The 24,551-nt window shown below is 41.8% G+C and carries 20 protein-coding genes; 12 read left to right on the top strand and 8 right to left on the bottom strand.

Annotated features, from left to right (window positions below; genetic code table 11):
- Positions 1 to 6: 6 nt before the first annotated feature.
- From pseH to SHD_RS10490, 6 genes are read left to right on the top strand one after another with little or no spacing between them, the layout of a single operon-like run.
- On the top strand, positions 7 to 573 hold the full coding sequence (gene pseH / locus SHD_RS10515; protein WP_023267091.1) for a UDP-4-amino-4,6-dideoxy-N-acetyl-beta-L-altrosamine N-acetyltransferase: 567 nt from the start codon (positions 7 to 9) through the stop codon (positions 571 to 573).
- The gene (locus SHD_RS10510) at positions 570 to 815 is read left to right on the top strand and encodes an acyl carrier protein (RefSeq protein ID WP_023267090.1); all 246 of its coding nucleotides are present in this window, start codon (positions 570 to 572) and stop codon (positions 813 to 815) included. The genes pseH and SHD_RS10510 overlap by 4 nt, the downstream gene beginning before the upstream one ends.
- Positions 815 to 1,945, top strand: coding sequence for an AMP-binding protein (locus SHD_RS10505; RefSeq protein WP_023267089.1), 1,131 nt, complete (start codon positions 815 to 817; stop codon positions 1,943 to 1,945). Before SHD_RS10510 ends, SHD_RS10505 begins: the two co-directional genes overlap by 1 nt.
- Entirely contained in the window at positions 1,945 to 2,673 is a 729-nt protein-coding gene (locus SHD_RS10500; RefSeq protein ID WP_023267088.1) for an SDR family NAD(P)-dependent oxidoreductase, read from the top strand. Before SHD_RS10505 ends, SHD_RS10500 begins: the two co-directional genes overlap by 1 nt.
- 9 nt (positions 2,674 to 2,682) lie before the next feature.
- Positions 2,683 to 3,879 carry a class I SAM-dependent methyltransferase gene (locus SHD_RS10495; protein ID WP_023267087.1) on the top strand — a complete coding sequence of 399 codons (1,197 nt, stop codon included), beginning with the start codon at positions 2,683 to 2,685 and terminating at the stop codon, positions 3,877 to 3,879.
- Positions 3,879 to 5,072, top strand: a complete 1,194-nt coding sequence (locus tag SHD_RS10490; RefSeq protein ID WP_023267086.1) for a class I SAM-dependent methyltransferase — start codon at positions 3,879 to 3,881, stop codon at positions 5,070 to 5,072. Before SHD_RS10495 ends, SHD_RS10490 begins: the two co-directional genes overlap by 1 nt.
- A gap of 6 nt (positions 5,073 to 5,078) precedes the next feature.
- Here SHD_RS10490 and pseC read toward each other — a convergent pair whose 3' ends face one another.
- Together pseC and pseB are read right to left on the bottom strand one after the other, a co-directional pair.
- The gene (gene pseC, locus SHD_RS10485) at positions 5,079 to 6,230 is read right to left on the bottom strand and encodes a UDP-4-amino-4,6-dideoxy-N-acetyl-beta-L-altrosamine transaminase (protein WP_023267085.1); all 1,152 of its coding nucleotides are present in this window, start codon (positions 6,228 to 6,230) and stop codon (positions 5,079 to 5,081) included.
- Complete coding sequence (pseB, locus tag SHD_RS10480; RefSeq protein WP_023267084.1) at positions 6,227 to 7,222, bottom strand: UDP-N-acetylglucosamine 4,6-dehydratase (inverting); 996 nt, start codon at positions 7,220 to 7,222, stop codon at positions 6,227 to 6,229. Before pseB ends, pseC begins: the two co-directional genes overlap by 4 nt.
- 348 nt (positions 7,223 to 7,570) lie before the next feature.
- Here pseB and SHD_RS10475 point away from each other — a divergent pair, with 348 nt between their 5' ends.
- From SHD_RS10475 to SHD_RS10465, 3 genes are all read left to right on the top strand, one after another.
- Positions 7,571 to 10,042 (top strand): 6-hydroxymethylpterin diphosphokinase MptE-like protein, encoded by a 2,472-nt coding sequence (locus SHD_RS10475; protein WP_023267083.1) that lies wholly within the window; start codon positions 7,571 to 7,573, stop codon positions 10,040 to 10,042.
- A gap of 104 nt (positions 10,043 to 10,146) precedes the next feature.
- A complete protein-coding gene (locus SHD_RS10470; RefSeq protein ID WP_023267082.1) occupies positions 10,147 to 10,626 on the top strand; it encodes a DUF2947 domain-containing protein in 480 nt (159 codons plus the stop codon).
- A gap of 246 nt (positions 10,627 to 10,872) precedes the next feature.
- Positions 10,873 to 11,433 (top strand): chalcone isomerase family protein, encoded by a 561-nt coding sequence (locus tag SHD_RS10465; RefSeq protein WP_039978124.1) that lies wholly within the window; start codon positions 10,873 to 10,875, stop codon positions 11,431 to 11,433.
- Here the strand turns inward: SHD_RS10465 and SHD_RS10460 are convergent, their stop codons facing one another.
- Complete coding sequence (locus SHD_RS10460) at positions 11,434 to 12,336, bottom strand: DUF6268 family outer membrane beta-barrel protein (RefSeq protein WP_023267080.1); 903 nt, start codon at positions 12,334 to 12,336, stop codon at positions 11,434 to 11,436.
- 158 nt (positions 12,337 to 12,494) lie between these two features.
- A complete protein-coding gene (locus SHD_RS10455) occupies positions 12,495 to 13,115 on the bottom strand; it encodes a TetR/AcrR family transcriptional regulator (RefSeq protein ID WP_023267079.1) in 621 nt (206 codons plus the stop codon).
- Positions 13,116 to 13,252: 137 nt separating this feature from the next.
- Here SHD_RS10455 and SHD_RS10450 point away from each other — a divergent pair, with 137 nt between their 5' ends.
- Together SHD_RS10450 and SHD_RS10445 are read left to right on the top strand one after the other, a co-directional pair.
- Complete coding sequence (locus SHD_RS10450) at positions 13,253 to 14,374, top strand: efflux RND transporter periplasmic adaptor subunit (RefSeq protein WP_023267078.1); 1,122 nt, start codon at positions 13,253 to 13,255, stop codon at positions 14,372 to 14,374.
- A 2-nt stretch (positions 14,375 to 14,376) separates the two neighbouring features.
- Complete coding sequence (locus SHD_RS10445; protein WP_023267077.1) at positions 14,377 to 17,457, top strand: efflux RND transporter permease subunit; 3,081 nt, start codon at positions 14,377 to 14,379, stop codon at positions 17,455 to 17,457.
- On the opposite strand, the gene SHD_RS10440 is transcribed toward SHD_RS10445, so the two are convergent.
- A complete protein-coding gene (locus SHD_RS10440) occupies positions 17,442 to 17,687 on the bottom strand; it encodes a YdcH family protein (RefSeq protein ID WP_023267076.1) in 246 nt (81 codons plus the stop codon). The two genes, SHD_RS10445 and SHD_RS10440, sit on opposite strands and share 16 nt — an antisense overlap.
- A gap of 259 nt (positions 17,688 to 17,946) precedes the next feature.
- Here SHD_RS10440 and SHD_RS10435 point away from each other — a divergent pair, with 259 nt between their 5' ends.
- Complete coding sequence (locus SHD_RS10435; protein WP_023267075.1) at positions 17,947 to 19,950, top strand: methyl-accepting chemotaxis protein; 2,004 nt, start codon at positions 17,947 to 17,949, stop codon at positions 19,948 to 19,950.
- 450 nt (positions 19,951 to 20,400) lie between these two features.
- On the opposite strand, the gene cydX is transcribed toward SHD_RS10435, so the two are convergent.
- The 3 genes from cydX to SHD_RS10420 are packed head-to-tail and all read right to left on the bottom strand — an operon-like array spanning position 20,401 to position 23,247.
- Positions 20,401 to 20,517: a cytochrome bd-I oxidase subunit CydX gene (gene cydX / locus SHD_RS10430; protein ID WP_011622029.1), complete on the bottom strand. Its 117-nt coding sequence runs from the start codon at positions 20,515 to 20,517 to the stop codon at positions 20,401 to 20,403.
- Between the two features lie 18 nt (positions 20,518 to 20,535).
- A complete protein-coding gene (cydB, locus tag SHD_RS10425) occupies positions 20,536 to 21,675 on the bottom strand; it encodes a cytochrome d ubiquinol oxidase subunit II (protein WP_023267074.1) in 1,140 nt (379 codons plus the stop codon).
- 15 nt (positions 21,676 to 21,690) lie between these two features.
- Entirely contained in the window at positions 21,691 to 23,247 is a 1,557-nt protein-coding gene (locus tag SHD_RS10420; protein WP_023267073.1) for a cytochrome ubiquinol oxidase subunit I, read from the bottom strand.
- Positions 23,248 to 24,551 lie beyond the last annotated feature (1,304 nt).

Raw genomic sequence — 24,551 nt, 5'->3', positions numbered from 1 at the left:
TAAAGCATGGCACTAAACTTTAAGCGTATAGATGAAACAGATGCTGAATTATTATTGAAATGGCGTACAACGCCAGAGATAACAAAGCATATGTTCACAGATCTAGTCGAACCATCGATCGAGAAACAACGAACTTGGATAAGGTCTTTAAAAGATCGCAAAGACTACCGAGGTTACATGATTCAAGATGACGGTTCATCAATAGGTTTTTTATGCTTCAGTGACATTGATTATTTCCATCGACGTTGTAGTACAGGTTCGTATATCTATGAACGGCATGCGAGACTAAAATATGGTGTGACAATGCATACTTATATTTGTAATTATGTTTTTCACCAGTTAAATTTTAACAAGATTGTCAACCATGTTTTAGATGCTAATGACAAAGTGGTCAAGTTGCAAAAGTTGCATAAAACTAGACTTGTAGGCCAACTAAAGCAGCATATTTTTAAAAATGGCCAGTTTTTAGACGTTTACATTTTCGAACAACTTAGAGAAGATTGGATTAATCAAAAACAACATTTCACATTAGATAAAATATCAAAATCATTTAATGACTGGAACTCTGCATGAAAAACCTAAAGAATTTAATAATAGAAAAGACTCGTAAAATTATCACGGAAAAGGGTGTTGACTGCCCAACAATAACCCTCAATAGCGAGTTTTTAAATGACTTACCTATGGATTCATTAGATCTAGCAACTTTGATAGTTTCATTAGAAATTTCAACTGGTTTAGATCCATTTAGAGACGGTTTTAAAACCTTCCATACTGTTGATGAACTGATTAATCTTTACACAGAGGCGAATTCTTAATGTTTGAAAAAAATGGTAAATTCAATCTAATTGAAAACAATGTTACCTATACTTTAGATAAGATTGTTGAGTTACCATATAATAAAGATTTAACCTCTATAGTAGTTAATTGTTCCTCCGATAATGAAAAACTCGTATCAAAAATGCTTCACGCCCTTTATGTTGGACAGCATCTTGATATACCAGTAATTTTTAACAGAACTAATCAACAGATTAACTTCCATAATATCCCAAAAAAATTTTCTGTCGGATTATTTACTTCAGGTACAACAGGTACACCAAAGCTAATATTCCATCTATTGAGTGATCTATTACCAAGAACTAACCAATCAATAAATAATTTTAGGTGGCTTTTGTGCTATCACCCAATGAGCTTTGCTGGTCTACAGGTTATATTACAAGCTGTTATTTCAAATAATGTGCTTGTCGTTGATGTAGATGCAAACGTGACTAAAAAAGCTCAACTTGCATGCCAATATAATATTGACGCTATCAGCGCAACTCCATCATTAATACGAAGTTTTTTGCTGTCATGGACGAAACAACTTCCACCACTTAAAACCATCACTTTAGGTGGTGAAATTGCGACTCAAGCAATTCTAGATGCCCTAAAAAGTACATTCCCAGATGCTAAATTAAGACACATCTATGCAACAACTGAAGCCGGTGTAGTTTTCACAGTAAAAGATGGAATTGCAGGATTTCCATTAGAGTGGAGAAACTCACATTTAAATGGATGGGAATTAACTTTTGATGAGTCATTAGTTCTACATAAAAAAGATATCACAATTAAAACAGGCGATACAGTAAAAATAATTGGCAATCGTGTATATTTTATTGGCAGAGAAGACAACATTGTCAATATCGGCGGTGTTAAAGTTAATCTAGAAGATATTGAACAAAAAATCCTTTCATTAGATGAAGTCATCGACGCAAGAGTCTATGCCAAGAGCAACCCTATCACAAATGCGATTGTTTGTGCCGAAATTGCCACACACGATGAATCCAAAGCGAGAGCAGCATTAGCCACTCTAAATAATAATTTAGACAATGCAGCAAAGCCTCGCATTGTAACCTTCGTAACAAATATATCTTTGACTGAAGCAGGAAAGAAATTAAGGAAAGTATAATGAAGCATGTTATTGTGACAGGCGGAAGTAAAGGACTTGGACTAGCGATTGTTAAGTACCTTCTTTCCGAAAACTATACAGTTTCAACTTGTAGCCGAGAAAGAAACTCCGCAATTGATGAATTACTTTCCCAATATTCAACTTTTCAATGGTTTCAAGTCGAAATAGGTAACGCAGAACAAACTGCTGAATTTGTTAGAAAAGCATGTACCTGGGCTAATGAAGCCAAACTTTGGGGGGTTATTAATAATGCAGGTATCGCAAAGGAAGGGATTTTAGCTACATTTCCTAATATAGAGACTGATTCTTTATTACAAATAAATTTACATGGTGCTATTTATTTAGCTCGCGAGGCCCTACGTATATTTTTAAGTCAAAATAGTGCAGGAAGAATTATAAACATTAGTTCCATTATTGGAAGCCGTGGTTATACCGGTCTAGCCGCATACTCTGCATCAAAAGCAGGATTAGATGGTTTAACAAGAGCACTGGCTAGAGAAAATGGACGACGAAATATAACTGTTAATTCTATTGCCCCTGGATATTTAGATACCGAAATGTCATCTACTCTAAGTGACAAAAAACGCGAGCAAATTATTCGTCGGACACCAATGCACAGACTTGGTCATGTGGATGACATAACACCTCTAGTCGGCTTCTTACTATCCGATGGTGCATCCTTTATTACTGGCCAGACTATTACTATTGATGGCGGAATTACAAATTAGGATACCAACATGTATAGAATCAAGTGTCAACTATGTGGAAAATCAGAATGGACTGATTTTTCTGAAATTACTTTTGGTCTCTGGCATCAAGTTTCTCACAGTTTAGAGCGCCAATCTAACAAATATCCTCTATCAAGATGTAATGATTGTGGACATGTTCAAGTTAGCATTGAATATACTCAATCTCTGTTTGACCAACTTTATTTTCATTCCGCGCAAGAAGCAGTCATGTGGGATGAGGAACATGTAATATCGAATGTTCCCTATATGGACATGCTTAATTTTTCTTCCCCACTTATCTTACCTAATGTCATCGTAGACTTTGGCTGCGGAGACGGAAAGTTGTTAAAAGTAGCAAGAGAAATATACCCTACTAGCACTTTAATTGGTATCGACTTTAATAATCGATGTGATAATGAATCGTTCGAATACATTTCATTCAATTTAAATAAATTAACTAATCTTAATAATTCATATTGGACAGATGGTATTGATTTTGCAGTGGCATCTCATATTCTAGAACATGTCTTAGACCCTATTTCATTTCTAACAGAAATAGGAAAGAGACTTAAAAAAGAAGGAACATTGTTTGTTGAGGTCCCTGATTTCTCATTAGAACATCCTGACACTTCAATAGGAATGAGTAACTTAGTCAATCTTCAGCACATTCATTACTTTACTTTAGATTCATTGGCCTTGGCGGCCAAGACTTCTGGTTTGAAATTAATTAAATATCAACAGTTCAGTACTGGTTATATCCCTAGATTGCAAGTTTTATTAAAGAGAAATGATTCAAGCTCTGACGAACTACTTCTTCCAAAAAATAGTCCAGATCCCTCAAGTGTAATAGTTAAATATCAATCTAAGTGTAAAAGCTTGCGTTTAAATCTAGCAGAATGCTTAATTAAATCAGTACAAGAGGAAGGAAAATGTGGATTATGGGGTATAGGTGCAGATTTTTGCGCCTTATTGAATGAGAATCCAGAGTTAGATATTCTCATCTCACAGAAGAAGCTCGTGTTATTTGACTACAATCTGAAAGAATATTTTTATAAAAACAATATCATACAATGTAGTTCTGAGATAGAAAAATTTCCATATTCGGTTTACATGTGTCCACTACTCGCAGAGACAAGATTAAAAATGAGAGAAGTGAGTTCTAAATTAAATAACGTTAAAGATACATTTTTATCAAGGAATGATTAATGCTGCAATCTAATGAAGTGGTTAACTGTGCCATTTGCCAGAAATGTGATTGGAACATTTTAGCTACACTAAAATCTGGCATTTGGGATACTAATAGTATTGATATTAGTCGTATTAATATTAATTTTCATATAGGAAATTGTAGAAATTGTAATCACGTCCAAATTATCACTCCCTATACGATAGATACTTTCAAAATATTATACTTTTCAAATAATGCAGAACCTGACATGTGGTGTGAATCTTCTTTAGAAAACTCTCCATATGCGCAGATGTATGAATTTATAAATGAGTATGTGCGGGATGGATTGCATATTGCTGATTTCGGAGCTGGCTCGGGAGTAACTCTGAAACTGATTAATGAGAGAGTTAATAATTCAACTCTGACTAGCATCGACTTTCATGATTATACTCAATCGGATTCAATTAATCATATTAAAGCTGATCTAAACAATCTAAGTGATATATCTTCTTATTTTAAAAATAATCCAATACAGATAGCGATAAGTACTCATGTATTAGAACACATTGTTAATCCTATTGAATATTTAAACAACATTACTAAATACTTGGATGTCGGAGGTTTAATTTTCATTGAGGTTCCGGATTGCAAGCCAAAACTTAGTGTACAAAATATCGCCTCCACGAATATCGTTCACGGCCAACACATTCACTACTATACGTTAGATTCTTTAGATGTTATAGCTCATCTTGCAGGATTAAAGATAATAAAGTCGAATCAATTAGTTAGTGGAAATATTCCAAGATTACAAGTGCTTCTCAAAAAATATACTACAAGACATGATATCATAAGAAAAATTAATCCTTGTGCTGATATTTTGGTTATCGATAGATTCACACAGTATACTGAACATCAAAAAAATTTATATAACTTAATTATTAGTAGCTTAAAAGATAACAAAGTTGTTAATCTCTGGGGTGTAGGAGGAGACTTTTACAACCTTATAACAAGCTATAGTGATTTAATTCAATATATAGAATCAAAAAAAATATTGCTTTATGATTATAGCCTTGCCAATCATCGGTTTTTAGGACAAAAAATATTATCGAGTACTGTTTTAAAAGATAGCGAGCTTGAGGTGATTTTAACTCCTATCTATGATCCAACAAGAGAAAGAATGAAAAAAATCTCTCGTAATTGGTCATCAATAATAATAGACCCTTACGAATAATAAAAATTACATTTTAATTAGAGAAGATAATTTTTTAACAATATATTCTAGTTCATCATTTTTAAGCTTAGGATAAAGCGGGAGCGTTAAACATGATTTATAGTATAACTCTGCATTTGGATAATCTCCTTCTTTAAATCCTTTTTTAAGATAAAATGGTTGTAAGTGAATTGGATAATAATGAACGTGTACGGTGATTCCTGCCTGACGCATTTCATCAAAAATCATCCTACGTTTCTCAGTATCATTTAGTATGATAATGAACAAGTGATACGCACTATATGTAACATTAGAGGGAGCTACAAATTTAATGCTTAAGTCATCCAAAAGGCTCATATAGTTAGATGCTAGGCTATTTCTTGTCTGAACAAACTCATCAATGCGGGATATTTGACTCAAACCCAATGAAGCTTGCAATTCTGTCATTCTATAGTTGAACCCTAGACTGTGCTGTTCGTAATACCAGTCCCCTTCGTGAGGTCTCAGCATTTTATCTGGAGCTTTCGTAATACCGTGGCTACGGTAAAGGGCCATTTTTTCTGCTAATTCTGGGCTGTTTGTCAAGGCCATACCGCCTTCGGCGCTGGTGATAATTTTAACAGGGTGAAAGCTAAAAACGGTAATATCTGAGTATAGGCAGCTACCCAAAGGGTATCCGCGATAGCTACCACCAATCCCATGCGAAGCATCTTCAATAACTTTAAAACAATATGTTTCAGCAAGTGCAGCGATCGCTGCCATATCGCAACTATGACCACATAAATGTACAGGGATAACAACCTTTGGGAGTTTTCCTATCCGAGCAGCTTGTTCTAATTTAATTGCCAATGCATTTGGACAGAGATTACCCGTTAGAGGATCCACATCGACAAAATCAATCTCAGCGCCACAGTAAAGTGCACAGTTTGCCGAGGCGACAAAGGAAATTGGAGAAGTCCATACCAAATCATTTGGCCCAACCCCAAGAGCGAGGCATGCAATATGTAAAGCTGAAGTAGCACTATTTACCGCTACGCCATAGCGAGCTGAACAATAGGAAGCAACAGCTGACTCAAATGCAGGAACCTTAGGCCCTTGAGTTAAATAATCGGACAATAGAACATCAACAACAGCATCGATATCTGACTGATTTATATCTTGTTTACCATATGGGATCATGCTTGAGAATCCAAATTCAGTATTTCACTAATGCTCAAGAAATGTGGATTATTTCCCGAATGATATTCAAAGCCCTGCTGAACAGATTTTCCTATCTCACCTAAGAAATTTTTCGAATAGTCATTCTCACGACCAAAAAACTTAATACTTGGAGTAATCACAAAATGATCATCAAATTCAATAGTGTGATGGGAATCATCCCCTGGACACATGACCTCATGCATTTTTTCCCCGGGACGAATACCTACAATCCGCTGCTCTAGACTTGGCCCATAGGCTGCGGCAAGATCTGTGATGCGTATGGAAGGAATTTTAGGTACGAAGATCTCTCCTCCTTGCATACGGGAGAAGTTTTTTAAAACAAAATCAACACCATCCTGAAGAGTAATCCAAAAACGTGTCATGTTGGGATGCGTAATGGGCAGCGAAGTCGCGCCATTGGCAATCAGTTGTTTAAAAAATGGCACGACTGAACCACGTGACCCCACAACATTACCATAGCGAACTGCGGCAAATCGCGTTTTGCCATCTCCTACCACGTTATTAGCAGCGACAAACAGCTTATCGGAGGCTAACTTAGTCGCACCATATAGGTTAATAGGACTCGCAGCTTTGTCTGTAGAGAGGGCGATGACCTTCTTCACATTATTACTGATGGCGGCCCGGATCACATTTTCAGCACCATGGATATTAGTTTTTATACATTCCATAGGGTTGTATTCGGCAGCAGGAACCTGTTTAAGTGCGGCGGCATGGATCACAAAATCCACATCTTTAAAAGCTTGCTTTAGGCGATCACTATCGCGCACATCACCGATAAAATAACGCATACATGGCGCATTAAACACTTGCTGCATCTCATACTGCTTTAATTCATCTCGAGAAAAAATGATCAATCGCTTCGGTTTATACCGTTCGAGAATGGTTTTGGTGTATTTTTGTCCAAATGACCCCGTGCCACCCGTAATCAAAATTGTTTTATTATCAAACATAGAGTTCCCCACTCAAGATTGTTAGCTTCAATTAACTACTTGCGACACTTATGATTAAATACTTCAATACAGTAACGATACAAGATTCTTGCCAACTCTGTGCATGCTCAAATGTTGACGTTCATGGTGCGACCTACAAACATATCTTAGGCAACTATATATAATATATGTAGTTTTTCATAGTTCTATTGGGATTAAGATAACATTTGTTCGCTTTTCATACCCTCCTCGCGTTACGTATACAGTGTCAATTAACCGTTGGTATAGGAGTTGCTTGCAAGAATCGTAATGACATAGTCTTATATAGCTATAACCAATACCTTCAATTGCTATCAGGGTAAGAATTTCATGCAATTACAATCTAACATTCTTAAAAATTTTGCTATTAGTCGCTTTAATGAGTACTACTTACCCAGTATCAATCGCAATACATTCGAGGTAATCGATTCAAAAACCTTCTATAATAGGAAATTTAAAACACTGTTCAGCCAACAAGATAAGTTGAACATAATCATTGGTATGGATTCAGGTCTGTTGGCTAACTATATACTTGAGCTAACTGAAGGTATTCCTGATGGCAGTAAATTTGTAATTATTGAATTATCTACTATTTTACCTTTATTACTTATAGATATACCTAGTGAGCTACGAAGCAAACTCGTTATCATAGATGAATCTGGTTTAGATGAACTATTTAAACAAGATGATATCAAACTTTTTATAGCAAAAGGTGAATACAGGTTAATCGCTTCATCTTCTGTATCCTCTCGCCATCTTGATGATTACAACACATTACTAAATACTGTTGAATCTAGATTGCAGAATGAATATTTTGACAACAGCATTAACTTTACACAAAAAATATTTGTTAGAACTCAGCTAGAGAATATTGCCGACAATCACACCCAAGCAAAAGAGCTTAGAAATAAGTATAAAGAAATGGTTTGTATTGTTATCGCAGGTGGTCCATCACTTGATGACACTATACATTGGATAAAGGAAAATCAAGATAATTTATATGTAATTGCTGTATCGCGGATTGCAGGAAAGCTGGCAAAGTTTGGTATCAATATTGATATTGTTGTCTGTGTAGATCCTCAAGATGTTAGCTTTGATGTGAGTAGAGGTATGTTTGAGTTAAGCGATGAAACCCTACTTGTACATTCATATCACGTCAATCCCAAAATATTATCTCAATGGCAAGGAAAATGCCTATATATGGGGCAACGCTTTCCATGGAATAATGAGAATGACTTCGACAACATACCGACTGTGGGACCAACAGTCACCAATAGTGCTATTCGTTTAGCTATAGAGATGGGGTTCAGGCAGGTCTTGTTAAGTGGTGTGGATTTTTGTTACTCCAAGTCTGGATATAGCCACGCAAGAGGTACTGTAGAAGCAAGTTTAGGGCCGAGTTTAGGGCACGATACATTATGGGTAAATACTTATGCAGGTTATCAAGCAGAGACCTTAATTCAACTTAAACAAGCAATGGAATCACTTGAAAATGAAGCTAAAACACACCCTTATGTTGATTTGATCAATTTGTCATCACATGCTGCATGTATTGAAGGAATTACTCATCAATCTACGGAAAAAATAACACTTCATCCATTAGTAAAAAGCAAACTACTATCCGATAGTCGCCTGTTCACAACAAAAGAAAATGATCTTAATGAAGTTTATTCTGAATGTAAAAATATAAAAAATGAACTTCTCAAGTTGCAACACTTAATCACTGATGCAAAAAAACTAACATCGAAACTTAACTTAGACGCAAAAAAAACATCCAACACTCTTGATAAAGTAGATAAAATCGAGTTTAAAATAAACAAAAAATATAAAAAACTATCTCAATTAATCAAGTTTTATGGTTACTTTGAGTTCTCTAAATTTTTAACAACTAGAGAAGTAGAAAGCTGGACACAACAGCAAATAAACCAAATGACGGAAAGGTATTATGAGGCATTTTCATCAAGCTGTGATCAAGTTTTTAAACTAGTAGAAAGTGCTTGTAACAAACTGCAAGATAGAATAAACGAGCTGGGAACTACTCCATTTAATACATTAGCAGAGCAATGGAAAAGAGATAATCAACCAGGAAGGTGCTTTATATGGAAAAAGATGCACCCTGCCTATTCATTCTCAGCAGATGAACAATTACTTTGGACGGAACTAAATAATCTATACCAGCTTAGCTTAACTCAAGTTAGGCAAGCCTATGTTGATACTCTCCATACTGGATCTGCTATGGAGCATGTCTACACAAAAATTTTACGGTTAAATAAATCTCAAAGTCATCAGGGCTTAGCATTACTTGTGCATAATCTTGCTCCACTAATAGAAAAGGATCCTGAAGCTAAGCGACTATATCATCTTGCATTATCCTTTCAACTCAGCCTTGAGCAACAGCCTCAACAAGCGCTGGATGCGTTGCTCGCATTACCCGAAGAACTCTATACGGAGATGGAGTTAAAACACATTATTTTACTTGCGCTAAAATTGAGCAAACTTGAGCTGGCCGAGTCAACCCTTGTCAAAATTTTGACCCACAGTGATGAGTACATGCCGCAGTATGCGCATATCCTTAAACTACGCGGAAAAATCCAAGAGTCAGTCAACGTCTATTTAGACTACTTAGAAAAATATCCTTCAGAGACTCAGACTTGGATAAAGCTTGGTTTATTTATGGTTGAACTCAATCAAGCTGAGGGTGCACATACTGCGTTTTCACATGCCTTAAATGCGGATCCTGACAATCAGGTAGCGCTGCATTATGTGGCAGAGCTAAACCGAATCATGACTGAAGCACAATAAGCCAGTTGCCGAGTGATAATAACTCCACTCGGCGATTTTGTTATTCATGCTTAGCATCTTATAATGAGCCCGTTTCAATCTTGCCATTTACTAGGAGATATTGCTTGGCTCATACCTATATACCTTTAGATACCTATCGCCGTAAGTGGATTTTTAACCACAAAGACTTGCCTGTGAGCGATGAGGACAAGACTGGCATTCTGCCGCTGACGGACAAAAGCGCCATGCTGGTTTGGAATCAGTGGATTAGCAATAAAAGTAGCCGTGCTGAGCAATTTACTAAAGGGGATTGGGCCGCTAAAACCAACGCATGGGTCAAAACGGATCATTGGCAGAGTGCGTGGGACAGTGAAGATAACAGTCTACCCGAGATGTTGGCCGAGTTTATCCAGTGGCCAGATGATACTCAGGTCTATTTTTGCTACGAAAAATACCAAGTGATTGAAACCCGTTGGGATGTCTTCGCCCGCAATTGGAAATGCTTTCTATTTTTTGATGATGGCCCAATCCTCATATCCCCTAAGCAGAAACAAGCGGTGATGTTTGAGCAAAACGGCCAATATAAATTAGGCGTTCGTAGCTAATCCCGCCTGCCAATAAGTCGAATGGGTCGAACCAATCATTCCGACTTTTTGCTTTCTTAGGGTGTTCATCAAAAGAAAGCTGTCCAACTTGATTTACCTCTTTGGCGATAGCTTGGCACAGATCAGGCTATCGCTCGTCTTTGGTTTCGATTAGTATCGCTTCGCAATCTACAGATAAATTCCCGTTTGAGTAGTCCGAATGATTGATACGCTCAACGGCCATAACTAAAAAATATGAGGTGTATGATGAAGTTACTCTCAACCTTAACGCTCACTACCGCTTTGCTTTTTCCACTATTCACCCAAGCAAAAGAAGTCTCTGGTGTCCAAGTCGCCGACAGCATCACGCTCGACGCTCAATCGCTGCAATTGAATGGCGTTGGTGTTCGCAGCAAATTCTTTATGGATTTGTATGTGGGAAGCCTGTATGTCCCCACCCCGAGCAAAACCATGACCGAGGTGATCAATGCCCCGGTTGCGGCGATTCGCCTGAATATTACGTCTGGAATGATTACGTCCGAGAAAATGCGTGATGCGATAACCGAAGGTTTTGAGCATGCAACCGCCGATAATACGACCGATATTCAGCCACAAATTGACGCCTTTATGGCGCTATTTAAGGATGAAATCAAAGAAGGCGACCAATTCACCTTGGTCGCTGATAAAAGCCGTGGCGTTACCGCCTATAAAAATGGCCAAGAACAAGCCACGATTGAAGGGGAAATGTTCCGCCAGGCCTTACTCAAAATTTGGCTAGGAGAAAAACCTGCCCAGAAGAGCCTCAAAGAGGCTATGCTGGGCCAGTAATTAAAATCGCAACTCGAGATCCAAGGCCACAGCGCCTTGGTTATCGAGATCAAGCGCAGCCTCATCGGTCACTTCTAATTCACCGTTAAAGTAGTAACCCGCGTAAAGATTCAGCGCAATGGCCGGCGTAGCTTGCCAACCAGCACGCAGATAACTCACCCACTCGTTTGTCTCCACCACGGTATCCTTATCGGCGACTAAAAATCGCTCGGTGCGACGTGAATTACCAAAGCCGACATTCCATGCTGGGCTCACTTGATAACTCAGCTCCAAACCCGCAGGGCCACTAAATCCCGCTTGGGATGGGTTCGCTAACCGCCAACGATCATTAATCTGCCAACTCACCGCCAGATAAGGCATAGTGCGTACTTCATCAATATCGTTTAAATACGCAACGCCAAAACCGAGCATATTGCCCGACTCGAAGGCATACATGGCCGACGCAACCACACCATAACTCTGCGCATGGCTCGCCGATGCGGTATCGGCATAGGCATATTGAAGTTGTGGCGACAACATAAAGGACCAATGCTTATCCATCCGATAGCTAAGGGATAGGCCCGCGCGATAACGGTCGATATTTTCCCAGGTTTCACCCGCATCACTAAACAGGCCAGCGGCGTTATTCGCCCCCGTTAAACGGATATTGCGCCAATCGTAATCAAGCCTATCGTAACCGACACGCATTCCAATAGACCACTGTTTATCTAGGGGAATATTGACGCTGGCGTTGAGTAATAAGCTGTCCCGCTGCAACTCTGTATCGCCATTGGCAACCGATGCACTCTGGGTACTAATCTGCGATACGCTCAGCTTAAATGGTTTATATTGCGCTGGTTGACGCGCCTCAGCCGCGGACACGGCATAACTTAAAAAAGGCGTTAATCCCAATCCTATATACATTAGGCTGGGCTTTATGCTGACTCGAGAATCAAGTGATTTAGTCACGCCTGCTCCTTGCGTTACTGTTAAGTCATTTGTTGCGGATAATACGCTCGATTTCAAACAAAAGTAAACTCTTTTCGAAGAAGATACAAACTGATACCAACCGCTTAATGTTGTTACACTCGGTAGGCTTTTAAGAACATCTCGGCACAACCCCGAATATACTGCTCACGTTCTCCCAATAAACTCTCGGTTTCAAGCCCCAACTCTAACCTGAGTTTCAATTCACCGAACAGCATCAAGCACAAACGTACCGCACAATGATGCGGCTGTGGAAATCTATATCGTCCAAGCGCTTCAACCGACACTAAATACTTTGTCAGCATCGCAAGCATATACTGTGGCCCCGCCTCAAAAAACAATCGCGACACTTCAGGGTGGCTCTCCGATTGCGCCACGCAGGCTTTAAATACGGTAATCGCCTCAGGGCTAACAATCATCTCACCAAATTGCAGCGCAAATTCAGTGAGGGTCGCTTCGGGTTGACTAGGGTCGCTGAGTAAGTCGGCATTTAAGTTGTGGCCAACGCACTTGGATTCAATCGCCGCCACAAATAAATCATCTTTACTGCCGTAGTGGGAATACACAGTTTGTTTGGACACGCCCGCCTGTTTCGCCACTTCATCCATGCTGGTATGGGGAAACCCCTGGCGACAAAACAAATCAATGGCCGCCACCAGCACTTGCTGTTTCTTTTGTTCACTGCGGCTCATCGGGATATCGGAGGACAGAGTCATATCTTCACTCAAGGTAGCAACATAATTAATTCGTATTAGTTAAGCATAAAATAGACTAGACAGTCCAGTTCTGCACAACTAGACTAGCAAGTCTAGTTACATAAACTTAACCTTGAGTTTACAACGGAAGGATTCAAATGGATCGAGCTGCCCGACGTTCTTGGCGTGCATTTTACGTTTGCGTGATTGCCGTCACCGCCTTAACGGCCTGTCAGAAGGAAGTGACAGAGCATGCCAACACGGCGCAATTACAAACCGTGACGACTGCGCCGCTGCGCTTGTCGGCTAGCTATCAGAGTGAGCAAGTATTCACTGGCACGATCCGCGCGGGCAATACCACGGGCGTCGGCTTCGAATTATCGGGTAAGCTCAGTGAGTTAAGCGTCGATAGCGGCGCTAAGGTGACACAAGGGCAAGTATTGGCCAAACTCGATACCCGCTTGCTCGATGCCGAGCATCAGGAGATCCAAGCCAGCCTTGCGCAAACTCAAGCCGATGTTGACCTGGCTACCAGCACCCTTAAACGTAATCTCGAACTTAAAAAATCGGGTTATGTCTCAGAGCAGTTACTCGATGAGAACCGCACACAACTGGCAAGCCTCGAAGCCGCTAAGCAAAGGCTATTGGCCTCACTACAAGCAAACCAGCTAAAACGCGATAAATCACAGCTGCTCGCGCCCTTCGACGGCATTATCAGCCAGCGGCAGCACAATCTAGGGGAAGTGGTCGCCGCCGGCAGCCCAGTGTTTACCTTAGTCGGCAGCGTTAATACCGAGGCCTATATTGGTGTCCCTGTGGCGGTAGCACAACAATTCGTCAATGGGCAGAATGTGACAGTGAGCGTGCATAATCAGCAATTTACCGCCAAGATTGCCGGGATCAGTGCCGAGGTTAACCCCATTAGTCGCACTCTGCAGCTGCGGATCAGCCTGCCTGCGCATGCCAATGTGATCAACGGTGAAATCGCCTATTTGCATCAACAACAAACCGTTGAGCAAGCAGGCTATTGGGTGCCAATATCGGCACTTATCGATGGGATCCGTGGTCGCTGGAATATCTATGTAACCACGCCATCTTCACATTCAACAACCGATAGCACTTCAACTCAGATAGAGCGTCGTGATGTCGATATCCTCTACACCACTCAAGATATGGCCTACATCCAAGGCGCGATTAAGGCCGACGAACAGTATGTGACTCAAGGCTTACATAAGTTAGTGGTGGGCCAAGCCGTTTCTTCCATCGCGTCGACGAGGTAATCATGATTAAAGCCTTCGTCGAAAATGGTCGCTTAGTCAGCCTAGTGATCGCCCTACTGCTGGTCGCGGGATTTGGCGCTATGTCCAGTTTGCCGCGCACCGAAGATCCACATATCACCAACCGATTTGCGTCTGTCATTACCCCTTATCCCGGCGCTTCTGCCGAGCGGGTCGAGGCGCTTGTCACCGAAGTTTTAGAAAATCAATTACGTCGCCTTGAGGAAATTAAGCTTATTCAATCCACCTCAAGACCCGGTATTTCGGTGATCCAGTTAGAGCTTAAAGATACCGTCACTGACACAGATCCCGTCTGGTCCAGAGCGCGGGATCTATTAGCCGATGCCAGAAACGCCCTCCCCGATGGTATACAAACACCGACCTTAGACGATCAAGTCGGCTACGCCTACACCGCCATTTTAAGTCTAGTGTGGAACGATAGCAGTCAACCGCGGGTAGATATGCTCAACCGCTACGCCAAGGAATTACAGAGCAGGCTTAGACTCTTATCTGGCACCGACTTCGTTAAACTCTACGGCGCACCCGAGGAGGAAATCCTGGTTCAGCTCGATGGTTATAAGATGAGCCAGTTGCAATTAACGCCGGGAACCATAGCAAAAATCTTAAGCAGCGCCGACAGTAAAATTGCCGCGGGCGAGATCAATAACAATCACTTTCGCGCCCTCGTCGAAGTCTCGGGTGAGCTCGATTCCCAAAGCCGTATTCGCCAGGTGCCACTCAAGGTGGATGCACAGGGACAAATTATTCGTTTAGGGGATATCGCCCACATCAGTCGCCAACCTAAAACCCCCGCTGACAGCATCGCCCTTGTCGATGGCGAGCAGGGCGTGTTTGTCGCTGCACGCATGCTTAACAATACCCGCGTCGATACCTGGCAAGGGCAAGTCAAACAGCTAGTCGATGAATTCAATCAAGAGTTGCCGGCCAATATCAAAGTCCAATGGCTGTTTGAGCAAAACAGCTATACCAGCGAACGCCTCGGCGGATTAATTATCAACCTATTACAAGGATTTGTGATTATTCTGGCAGTCTTACTGCTGACCTTAGGCTTAAGAAACGCGATTATCGTTGCCCTGTCGCTCCCCCTGACCGCCCTCTTCACCTTGGCCTGTATGAAATACATCGGCTTACCCATTCATCAAATGTCGGTCACAGGTCTAGTCGTCGCCCTTGGGATCATGGTGGACAATGCCATTGTGATCGTCGATGCCATCGCCCAGCGCCGCCAACAGGGGACGAGTCGCTTAAGCGCGGTAACTGAGACCTTACATCACCTCTGGCTACCCTTGGCAGGATCAACCATCACCACCATTTTAGCCTTCGCACCTATCGTGCTGATGCCGGGCGCCGCAGGAGAATTTGTCGGCGGCATCGCCATGTCAGTGATGTTTGCCCTAATGGGTTCCTATGTGATTTCCCATACTTTGATCGCCGGTCTTGCGGGACGCTTTAGCCTTGAAGGTAAACATCCTGTCTGGTATCAGCATGGCATCAATGTTCCTTTAGTGAGTGGTTACTTTCAGGCGAGCCTCAGGTTTGCGCTAAATCGCCCACTGCTAAGCGCAACGCTTATCGGGATAATTCCCCTGCTAGGCTTTTATGCTTCGGGCAAAATGACTGAGCAGTTTTTCCCGCCGTCGGATCGGGATATGTTCCAAATTGAGCTGTATCTCGCGCCCCATGTCAGCCTCGAAAACACCTTAAACCAAGTGCAGTTGATGGATAAGCAGTTGCATCAAATCGAGGGCATCACCCAAGTCGATTGGGTTGTGGGTGGCAATACCCCTTCGTTTTATTACAACCTAACTCAGCGCCAACAGGGAGCCACCAACTATGCTCAGGCCATGGTGAAAGCCAGTGACTTTAAGCGCGCCAACGCCCTTATCCCTGAGTTACAGCAAACCTTAGATAAGGCCTTCCCCGAGGCGCAGGTGTTAGTGCGTAAACTTGAGCAAGGCCCGCCCTTTAATGCGCCGGTCGAGTTAATGATATTTGGCCCTAACCTTGAGACGTTACGCTCACTCGGCGATGAAGTGCGCAATATCTTAGCCGCTACGCCCGATGTGCTGCATACCCGCGCAACGTTGAGCGCTGGCGCACCTAAAGTGTGGTTGCAGGTGAATGAAGATGCGAGTTTGATCAGTGGCTTAACCTTGACGGATATCGCCAGACAAGTGCAAATGGCCACGACGGGTGTTATCGGTGGCAGTGTGCTCGAACAGACCGAATCGCTGCCGATCCGTGTGCGTTTGGGTGACACCAGTCGTGAGCAGGCTAGCCGCCTCTCTGAAATTCAGCTAGTGACCCCCTCTGGCACAGCCGTGCCCTTATCAGCGCTGTCCCACAATGAGGTGCAAGTCAGTCGCGGGGCGATCCCGCGGCGAAATGGCCAACGCGTCAATACGATCGAAGCCTATATCGTCAGCGGCGTCTTGCCCGCTCAAGTATTAAATGATGTAAAAGATAAAGTCGCTGCTATTCCGCTGCCTACGGGTTATCGAATTGAAATTGGTGGCGAAAGCGCAAAACGTAATGAGGCAGTCGGTAATCTATTATCCAATCTGATGCTTGTCGTCACCTTGTTGCTGGCCACCGTAGTTTTGTCTTTTAACTCCTTTAGGCTCACTGCAATTATTTTACTGAGCGCATTACAGTCGGCGGGACTTGGGTTGCTTGCGGTGTATGTGTTTGGTTATCCCTTTGGCTTTCCGGTCATCATCGCCCTACTCGGCCTAATGGGGCTTGCGATCAACGCGGCGATTGTGATCTTGGCTGAGTTGGAGGATACCGAAAATGCACGTGCGGGTGATAAAGAGGTGATAATTACTACGGTCAGCAGCTGCGGCCGTCATATCAGCTCAACCACAATCACCACGGTCGGCGGCTTTATACCGCTTATTATTGCGGGCGGTGGCTTCTGGCCCCCCTTTGCCATCGCCATTGCCGGTGGGACTTTACTCACAACGTTGCTGTCGCTCGTTTGGGTGCCAACCATGTATTTATTGCTGATGAAAACACGCCGTATAGCCTCGACACAGGCGTTATCGACTCAAATCGCATCATGAACAAGGTATTGATATAACTTATCTTTAAGATGAAGTCGTTCTAATTTTAACGCCACAAAGTGCTCATCATCGGTGGGCACTTTGGTTAATTCAAGGGCGCGGATTTTATGGTCTAACTCGTGGTATCGCTCAGCCATCGCTGCAAAATGTGTATTATGTTTTTTTAGATGTTGGATATGGTCAATAAAATCTGGAAACTCATAAATCAACGCATGATTTTCGCCAAGCATAGCTTACTCCTTGTTATTTTCTATCGGCTTACTCGCAAAAATGCTGCGAAACACTTCCTTTTATCCACAGCAATATTACTCAATCTTACGATTTAAAAACTTAATTCTTATTGATTAAAGTTCACCTCTGTTATCGTATTAACGCTGGCAATCTGTCGGCGAACTATCTATAAATAATAGAAAATCTTAGACCCATATCAAGACCATGGCATAAAACATAGGTTACATTAGCGTTAACCTTTACCTATAGGATCGCACAATGAACTATAAAAATTGGCCTATTGCAAAACAGATCGGCGCCCTTGCTTTTATCCTCACCCTGATCATTTTCTGCATACTGAGTACCCTTTCCTACAAATCTGCTTCAAATGTACTAGAAGAAAAAGGCATTAGTGCTATGAAAGCCGAAATGCTTGCAGTATCAAACATGCTTGAACTGCAATATAGCAGCTTACTTCAACTGGCAAGACGTAATGCTGATGTCTTTAAAGAAATGTACCCAGGACAATTTAGTCTGTCGGATAACACCATCAATGTGCTCGGCGTGAACACTCCAGCATTATTTCACGAGAAAGAGCAGCTTAATTCTTCTAAGAGTAAAGTCGACCGTTTCGCCAACCTCACTGGTGGTACTGCTACCGTATTTGCCCGCGATGGAGATGACTTTGTACGTATTGCCACCTCTCTTAAAAAAGCTGACGGTACCAGAGCATTAGGGACTTTCTTGGGTAAAACTCATCCAGGTTATTCCACGTTAATGAAGGGAGATATTTACGAAGGATATGCCAAACTTTTTGGCAAAGACTATATGACTGTCTACCGACCCATTAAAAACATTGAAGGTAAAGTCATTGGGATCTTATATATTGGCTTCGAGATCACCCAAACACTTGAACAATTAAAAGAGGCAATGAATAAACTGACCTTAGAGGAAACAGGTCATTTTCTACTAATGCGTAAAGCAGATAATGTTCTGGTCGCAACACCTAAATTTAAGGCAGGAGAAACGGTAACCGAAGCGATGTTAGATGGATTAACACTCAGCCAAGCGGTTCAACACGACTCTGATTGGTACTACACCAATAGCCAGAATCAACAAATGTTTTCTCACGTTTTGGCCGTCCCAGGCTGGAATTGGTTATTAATCGGCCAAGTTAACGCGAACGAATTAAATGAAGAGAGTCTGTATCTTTTAACAATCAACGTCATCGTCGCCATTACCGGCATTTTGTTAATAACTGCTTTGCTGTCTTTAGTATTACTTCGCGCGTTAAAACCTTTGCACGCCCTTCAACGACATATGGAAGTCTTAGGGAAAGGTGATTTCAGCTATCACATACCGCCCTGTGCGCCAGAAAGCCATAATGAGGTTGATAGGATTACCAACAGCGTAGCCTCTATGTCTTCAGAGCTGAGGCACTTGATTGTCGCTTTACAAACTTCAGTACAAAGTATTGAGCAGCAAGCATCTAAAGCCCAAGATATTGCCAAACAAAATGGTGAAGAAGCCCAAGCACTGATGCAACAAACGGATCAAATTGCGACGGCGATTGAGGAAATGTCCACTTCAATCCGTGATGTAGCAAATCACGCTCAAGATGGGGCCAATCAAACTCAACAAGTGGATATGGCTGCCAAAGAAGGCCAGCTGCAACAAACTCGGTTAGTACAAGATTTGTTGAAATTAAGCCAACAACTCAGCAGTAGTCATCAAGCCGTGGAAAAAGTCAGTCAAGAAAGTGAGGCGATTAGTAAAGTTACTGAAGTGATTAACAGCATCGCTGAACAAACTAATCTACTTGCGCTAAATGCGGCGATTGAAGCTGCCCGAGCGGGTGAACAAGGACGTGGATTTGCCGTAGTTGCCGATGAAGTAAGAACCTTAGCACAACGCACTCAGTCATCCATTTTAGAGATTGGGCAAACCATTGAAAAACTGCAAACCCAAGTAAAAACGACCACCAGTCAAATGGCACAGAGTCACCAACTCGGTATCGCATCGGCAAATCAAGGGGAAGAAACCGGCAAACAACTCGAAGAAATTAACCGTCGAATTGCCGAGCTTGCCATTAGCTCTCGCAATATTGCCTCTGCAACCGAGCAGCAAAGCAGTGTTGCCCAAGAGATCACCCATAATCTGCACCAGATAAGCGAACTGGCTAATGAGGGCGAGCACAGAGCTACTGAAACGGTGAACTCAGCGAATGAGTTATCCTCCCTAGCCTTCGCTCTTAAGCAGCAAATTAGTCAATTTAAAGCCTAGGTCAAACCATTGCTTTGTCACGATACCGCCCGCTTCTTGGGCGGTATTTTTTTGCTTGATTAACGAAGTCAAAAAATGATGAACACCGCTAATAGCCATCACAGACAAATCCTCTAACCCCTGCTAAGTGAATCTTCCACCTTGAGACCTGTTTGGCTTTGGCTTTGGCTTTGGCTTTGGCTTTGGCTTTGGCTTTGGCTTTGGCAATTAAGCATAAGCTTTTAAATAGGCTTGAACTAAAGCTTTGTGCTAATCAATACTGTTCGGCTAAATCATATTGAGCCGTTTCTCTTATGGAAAGCCGCCGCTAACTTGTTGTTTGTTGCTTGTTACATTCGATATATCAGCAAATCAAACCATCTAAGCGAATCCTTTGAACTGAGTAATCAGGTAATAAAAAACCCCGCGATTGCGGGGTTTTAAAGGGTTCATGCTATAGGAGGTTAACTGTTACTCAGCGTCATCGCTTGAGCGGTCCATGTTCTCCGTGTTTTCAAGCCAAAGCGCATTGATAACACCGAAAGAACAGGCTAACAAAACCCCTAATATCCACGTGAAATACCACATAGTAGATGCTCCTTAATTCTAATAGAGTGAGGCTTTGTTATCTTCAATATGTTTGCGGGTTAAGCGACCAAACATCTTGAAGTAAGTCCATACAGTGTAACTTAACACGATTGGAACGAAGATAATCGCCGCCCATGTCATCACAGTTAATGTCATTTCACTCGCAGTCGCATCCCACATAGTTAAGCTCACATTAGGATCTAATGATGATGGCATGACGAATGGGAACATAGCTGCACCACAAGTTAAAATCACCATCGCCAGTGTCAGCGAGCTAAATAGGAACGCAAATCCTGAACGATTTAAGCGGCTCACCACGATTACCAGCAGTGGTAATGCCACACCTAATACTGGGAACAGCATAGTAATAGGATACTTATCATAGTTAGCTAACCAAGCACCTGATTCAACCGCGACCGTTTTCAGGGTTGGGTTTGACAATGCATGGTGATCCAGTGTTGAAGTCACTACATAACCATCAATACCGTTAGCTAGCCATACACCTGCAGCAGCAAATAATACCGCCACTAACAAGGCTAATAGTTGAGTTGCATTCGCAGCACGAACACGCAATTCACCTTCGGTTTTCATTTGTAGCCATGCTGCACCTTGCATCATAAACATAGCAGCGCTGACTAAGCCTGCGAGTAAACCGAATGGGTTCAACAGACCAAATAAACCGCCATGATAGGTAGCACGCAAGAATTCATCAAAATTGAATGGCACACCTTGCAGCAAGTTACCAAAGGCGACACCGATAATCAGTGGCGGAACAAAACCACCGACGAACAATGCCCAATCCCAGGACTTACGCCATTTTGGATTCTCGATTTTAGAACGGTAATCAAAACCCACTGGACGCATGTACAAGGCAAACAGCACTATCATCATGGCCACATAGAAGCCAGAGAAAGACACTGCATAAACCATAGGCCAAGCAGCAAATAAGGCACCGCCTGCGGTAATTAACCACACTTGGTTACCGTCCCAATGGGGGGCTACAGAGTTAACCATAATACGGCGTTCAGTATCGTCTTTACCGAGAATAGGCAGCAATGCACCTACCCCCATGTCAAAACCATCAGTAACCGCAAATCCGATGAACAGTACGCCGATCAGAGCCCACCAGATCATTCTCAATATTTCATAATCAAACATAATGAAATCCTCTGCTTAGGCTTCTAGTTTCTCGAAGTGGTAACGACCTGTTTTTAAGCTGCTTGGTCCAAGACGTGCAAACTTAAACATCAGGAACATCTCAATAATCAACAGCACTGAATAGAACAGGGTAATTGAGACAATACTGAACCACAGATCACCAGTCGTTAAACTCGATGCAGACATAAAGGTCGGCAACACCTCAGAGATGGTCCAAGGTTGACGGCCGTATTCAGCCACAAACCAACCACACTCAATCGCAATCCAAGGTAATGGCAAGCTATAAAGCGCAGCTTTAAGTACCCATTTCTTCTCTTCGATCTGATGACGAGTGCTTTGCCAAAACGCAGCTGCAAACACAAACAACATGAAGAAACCTAAACCAACCATAATACGGAAGCTCCAGAAAATTGGGGCAACACTTGGAATAGAGTCTTTCGCTGCTGCTTTAATTTGCTCTTCAGTCGCATCCACTACATTGTCAGTGTAACGCTTCAGGAGTAAGCCATAACCTAAGTCAACTTTAGCCGCTTCAAATGCTGCACGTAATTCTGGAGAAGTATCACCAGCACGCAGTTTCACCAGCATTTCATAGGCTTTCATACCATTACGAATACGCACTTCGTGTTCGGTAATTAAGTCGCGAATACCTGTGACTTCCTCATCTAAAGAACGTGTTGCCACGATACCCATAGCGTAAGGGATCTTCACCGCGAAATCGGTGTGCATGGTTTCTTGATTTGGGAAACCTACAGCAGTAAAGGCTGCAGGAGCTGGCTCTGTGTGCCACTCAGCTTCAATTGCCGCTAACTTAACGCGTTGTGCCTCACCCACTTTATAGCCTGATTCGTCACCCAATACGATAACAGACAGGATAGACGCCATACCAAAACTTGCTGCAATCGCAAATGAACGACGCGCAAAAGGTAAGTCACGTTTCTTAAGAATGTAGTAAGAGCTGATCGCTAAGATAAACATTGCGCCAGTCACATAACCAGAGGCGACAGTGTGAACAAATTTAACCTGTGCAACAGGGTTAAAGATGACATCTGCAAAACTGGTCATTTCCATACGCATGGTTTCGTAATTGAATACGCTGCCCACAGGGTTTTGCATCCAACCGTTTGCCACCAGAATCCACAGTGCGGAGAAGTTAGTACCGAAAGCCACAAGCCAAGTTACCGCTAAATGTTGACGCTTGCTGAAACGATCCCAACCGAAGAAGAACATACCTACGAAGGTCGATTCTAAGAAGAACGCCATCAAACCTTCAATGGCCAGTGGTGCACCAAAAATGTCACCAACATAATGCGAATAATAAGACCAGTTAGTACCAAACTGGAATTCCATCGCTAAACCCGTTGAAACACCCAAAGCAAAGTTGATACCAAACAACTTACCCCAGAACTTAGTCATATCTTTATAAATTTGTTTATCAGTCATCACATAGAGTGATTCCATGATAGCCAGCAAAAATGCCAACCCCAAGGTTAAGGGAACAAACAGGAAGTGATACATGGCCGTCAGCGCAAACTGCAGCCGCGATAGCTCAACAACCTCTTCAACAATCATCGGTGACTCCTTACGTGGTGCGTCCAATTGCTACGACAACATGAGCCATTCATAGCAAGTGCCTTTGTAGGATAGTGAGTTTTCATTTTGTGTTTATAACTGAAGCCAGTATAAACCGTTAAATTTCATCTTTTTCATTACATCGAAGCAGCAAGGCCTAAAAATCCCCTTTTTCCTCGCATACTGAGACACCTGTCACACTATCGCTCGGCTTTGAGACTTCCACCTCACCACCCAATCCTACAAATGATCCCATCGATATAAATATCATATAGTTAAGATATTTAATCGCTTTCATTTGTGAGTATTTTATACCACCCGCCTTTGATTCAAATCAATCAAACTCAGGGGTTTAGATGGGTTTTGCTACGGGGCACACACTTCACTTTCACCCACCGTTGACAGTGTCAAAAATATGAGGTAGAGAGCACTCAAAATTAAATTAAAAACCACTCTTTTGGCAATTTAAACAAAAAATCACATCCTAACCGCCAAAAACAAATAAAAACAAACAAAAAGCAACATTAACACTAATGAAACATTATATTTTTACATAAAGAATAATAAATAAAAACCTTTAAAATCAATATTTAAATTAAAAATGAAAAGCAACACCCCATAAATAACAACAAAATTTGATTAGTTTTTCTAATTTTTAAATATACTTTTTCTCGTTTGATAAGCTAATTCATACTGGTTAATATATCTCCTGTGTTAAGGAGACGGTTTGATGTGACTGGTGAAGCGCCCCAGACAAGCCAAACTCCGCGCACATAGGTATAACTTTGGTGTGGAGAAAACGATATGACAAATTTATTCGAACGTCTGGTTAACAGCTATAAGCTTGTTTTTGTTGAACTTTATACAGCTCGTGAGCTGTAATCGTTCACCGCTTACTCTGAAATAATACTGATTTGATTTGAAGTTTTGTTAGCGCAAAACGAGCCCCCTTCTCGATGAGTTGGGGGCTTTTTATTTTTATTGTCCGCAGATGGTGGGCTTTAAAGCAATTAAATAATGGTAATAAGGTTTTGTTTCACATGTGTGAACTACTTATTAAGAGGTATTTAGCTGATTAAGTCGGTATTTTTTAAATTGACTGCATTAGAAAAAGCGCAGATGAAGCTAACGTATTAAAATATATTATTTTTTTAAAAGATGCGTTTTATATATAAAAAAGGAGCGAAAAATTTCGCTCCTTTTTTTGCTCACTTTGACCAGTCCTAAATAGCGTTGACACTTTTCAAACTCATTTTGGAGAGTGTAATGACTTCAACAATTAAACGAACTCAACGCGATTATTC

This window comes from Shewanella decolorationis S12, assembly GCF_000485795.1.
In the GTDB taxonomy this organism is placed as follows: domain Bacteria; phylum Pseudomonadota; class Gammaproteobacteria; order Enterobacterales; family Shewanellaceae; genus Shewanella; species Shewanella decolorationis.
The sequence above is the reverse complement of the archived record's forward strand: the minus strand, read 5'-3'. Positions and strand labels throughout refer to the sequence as shown.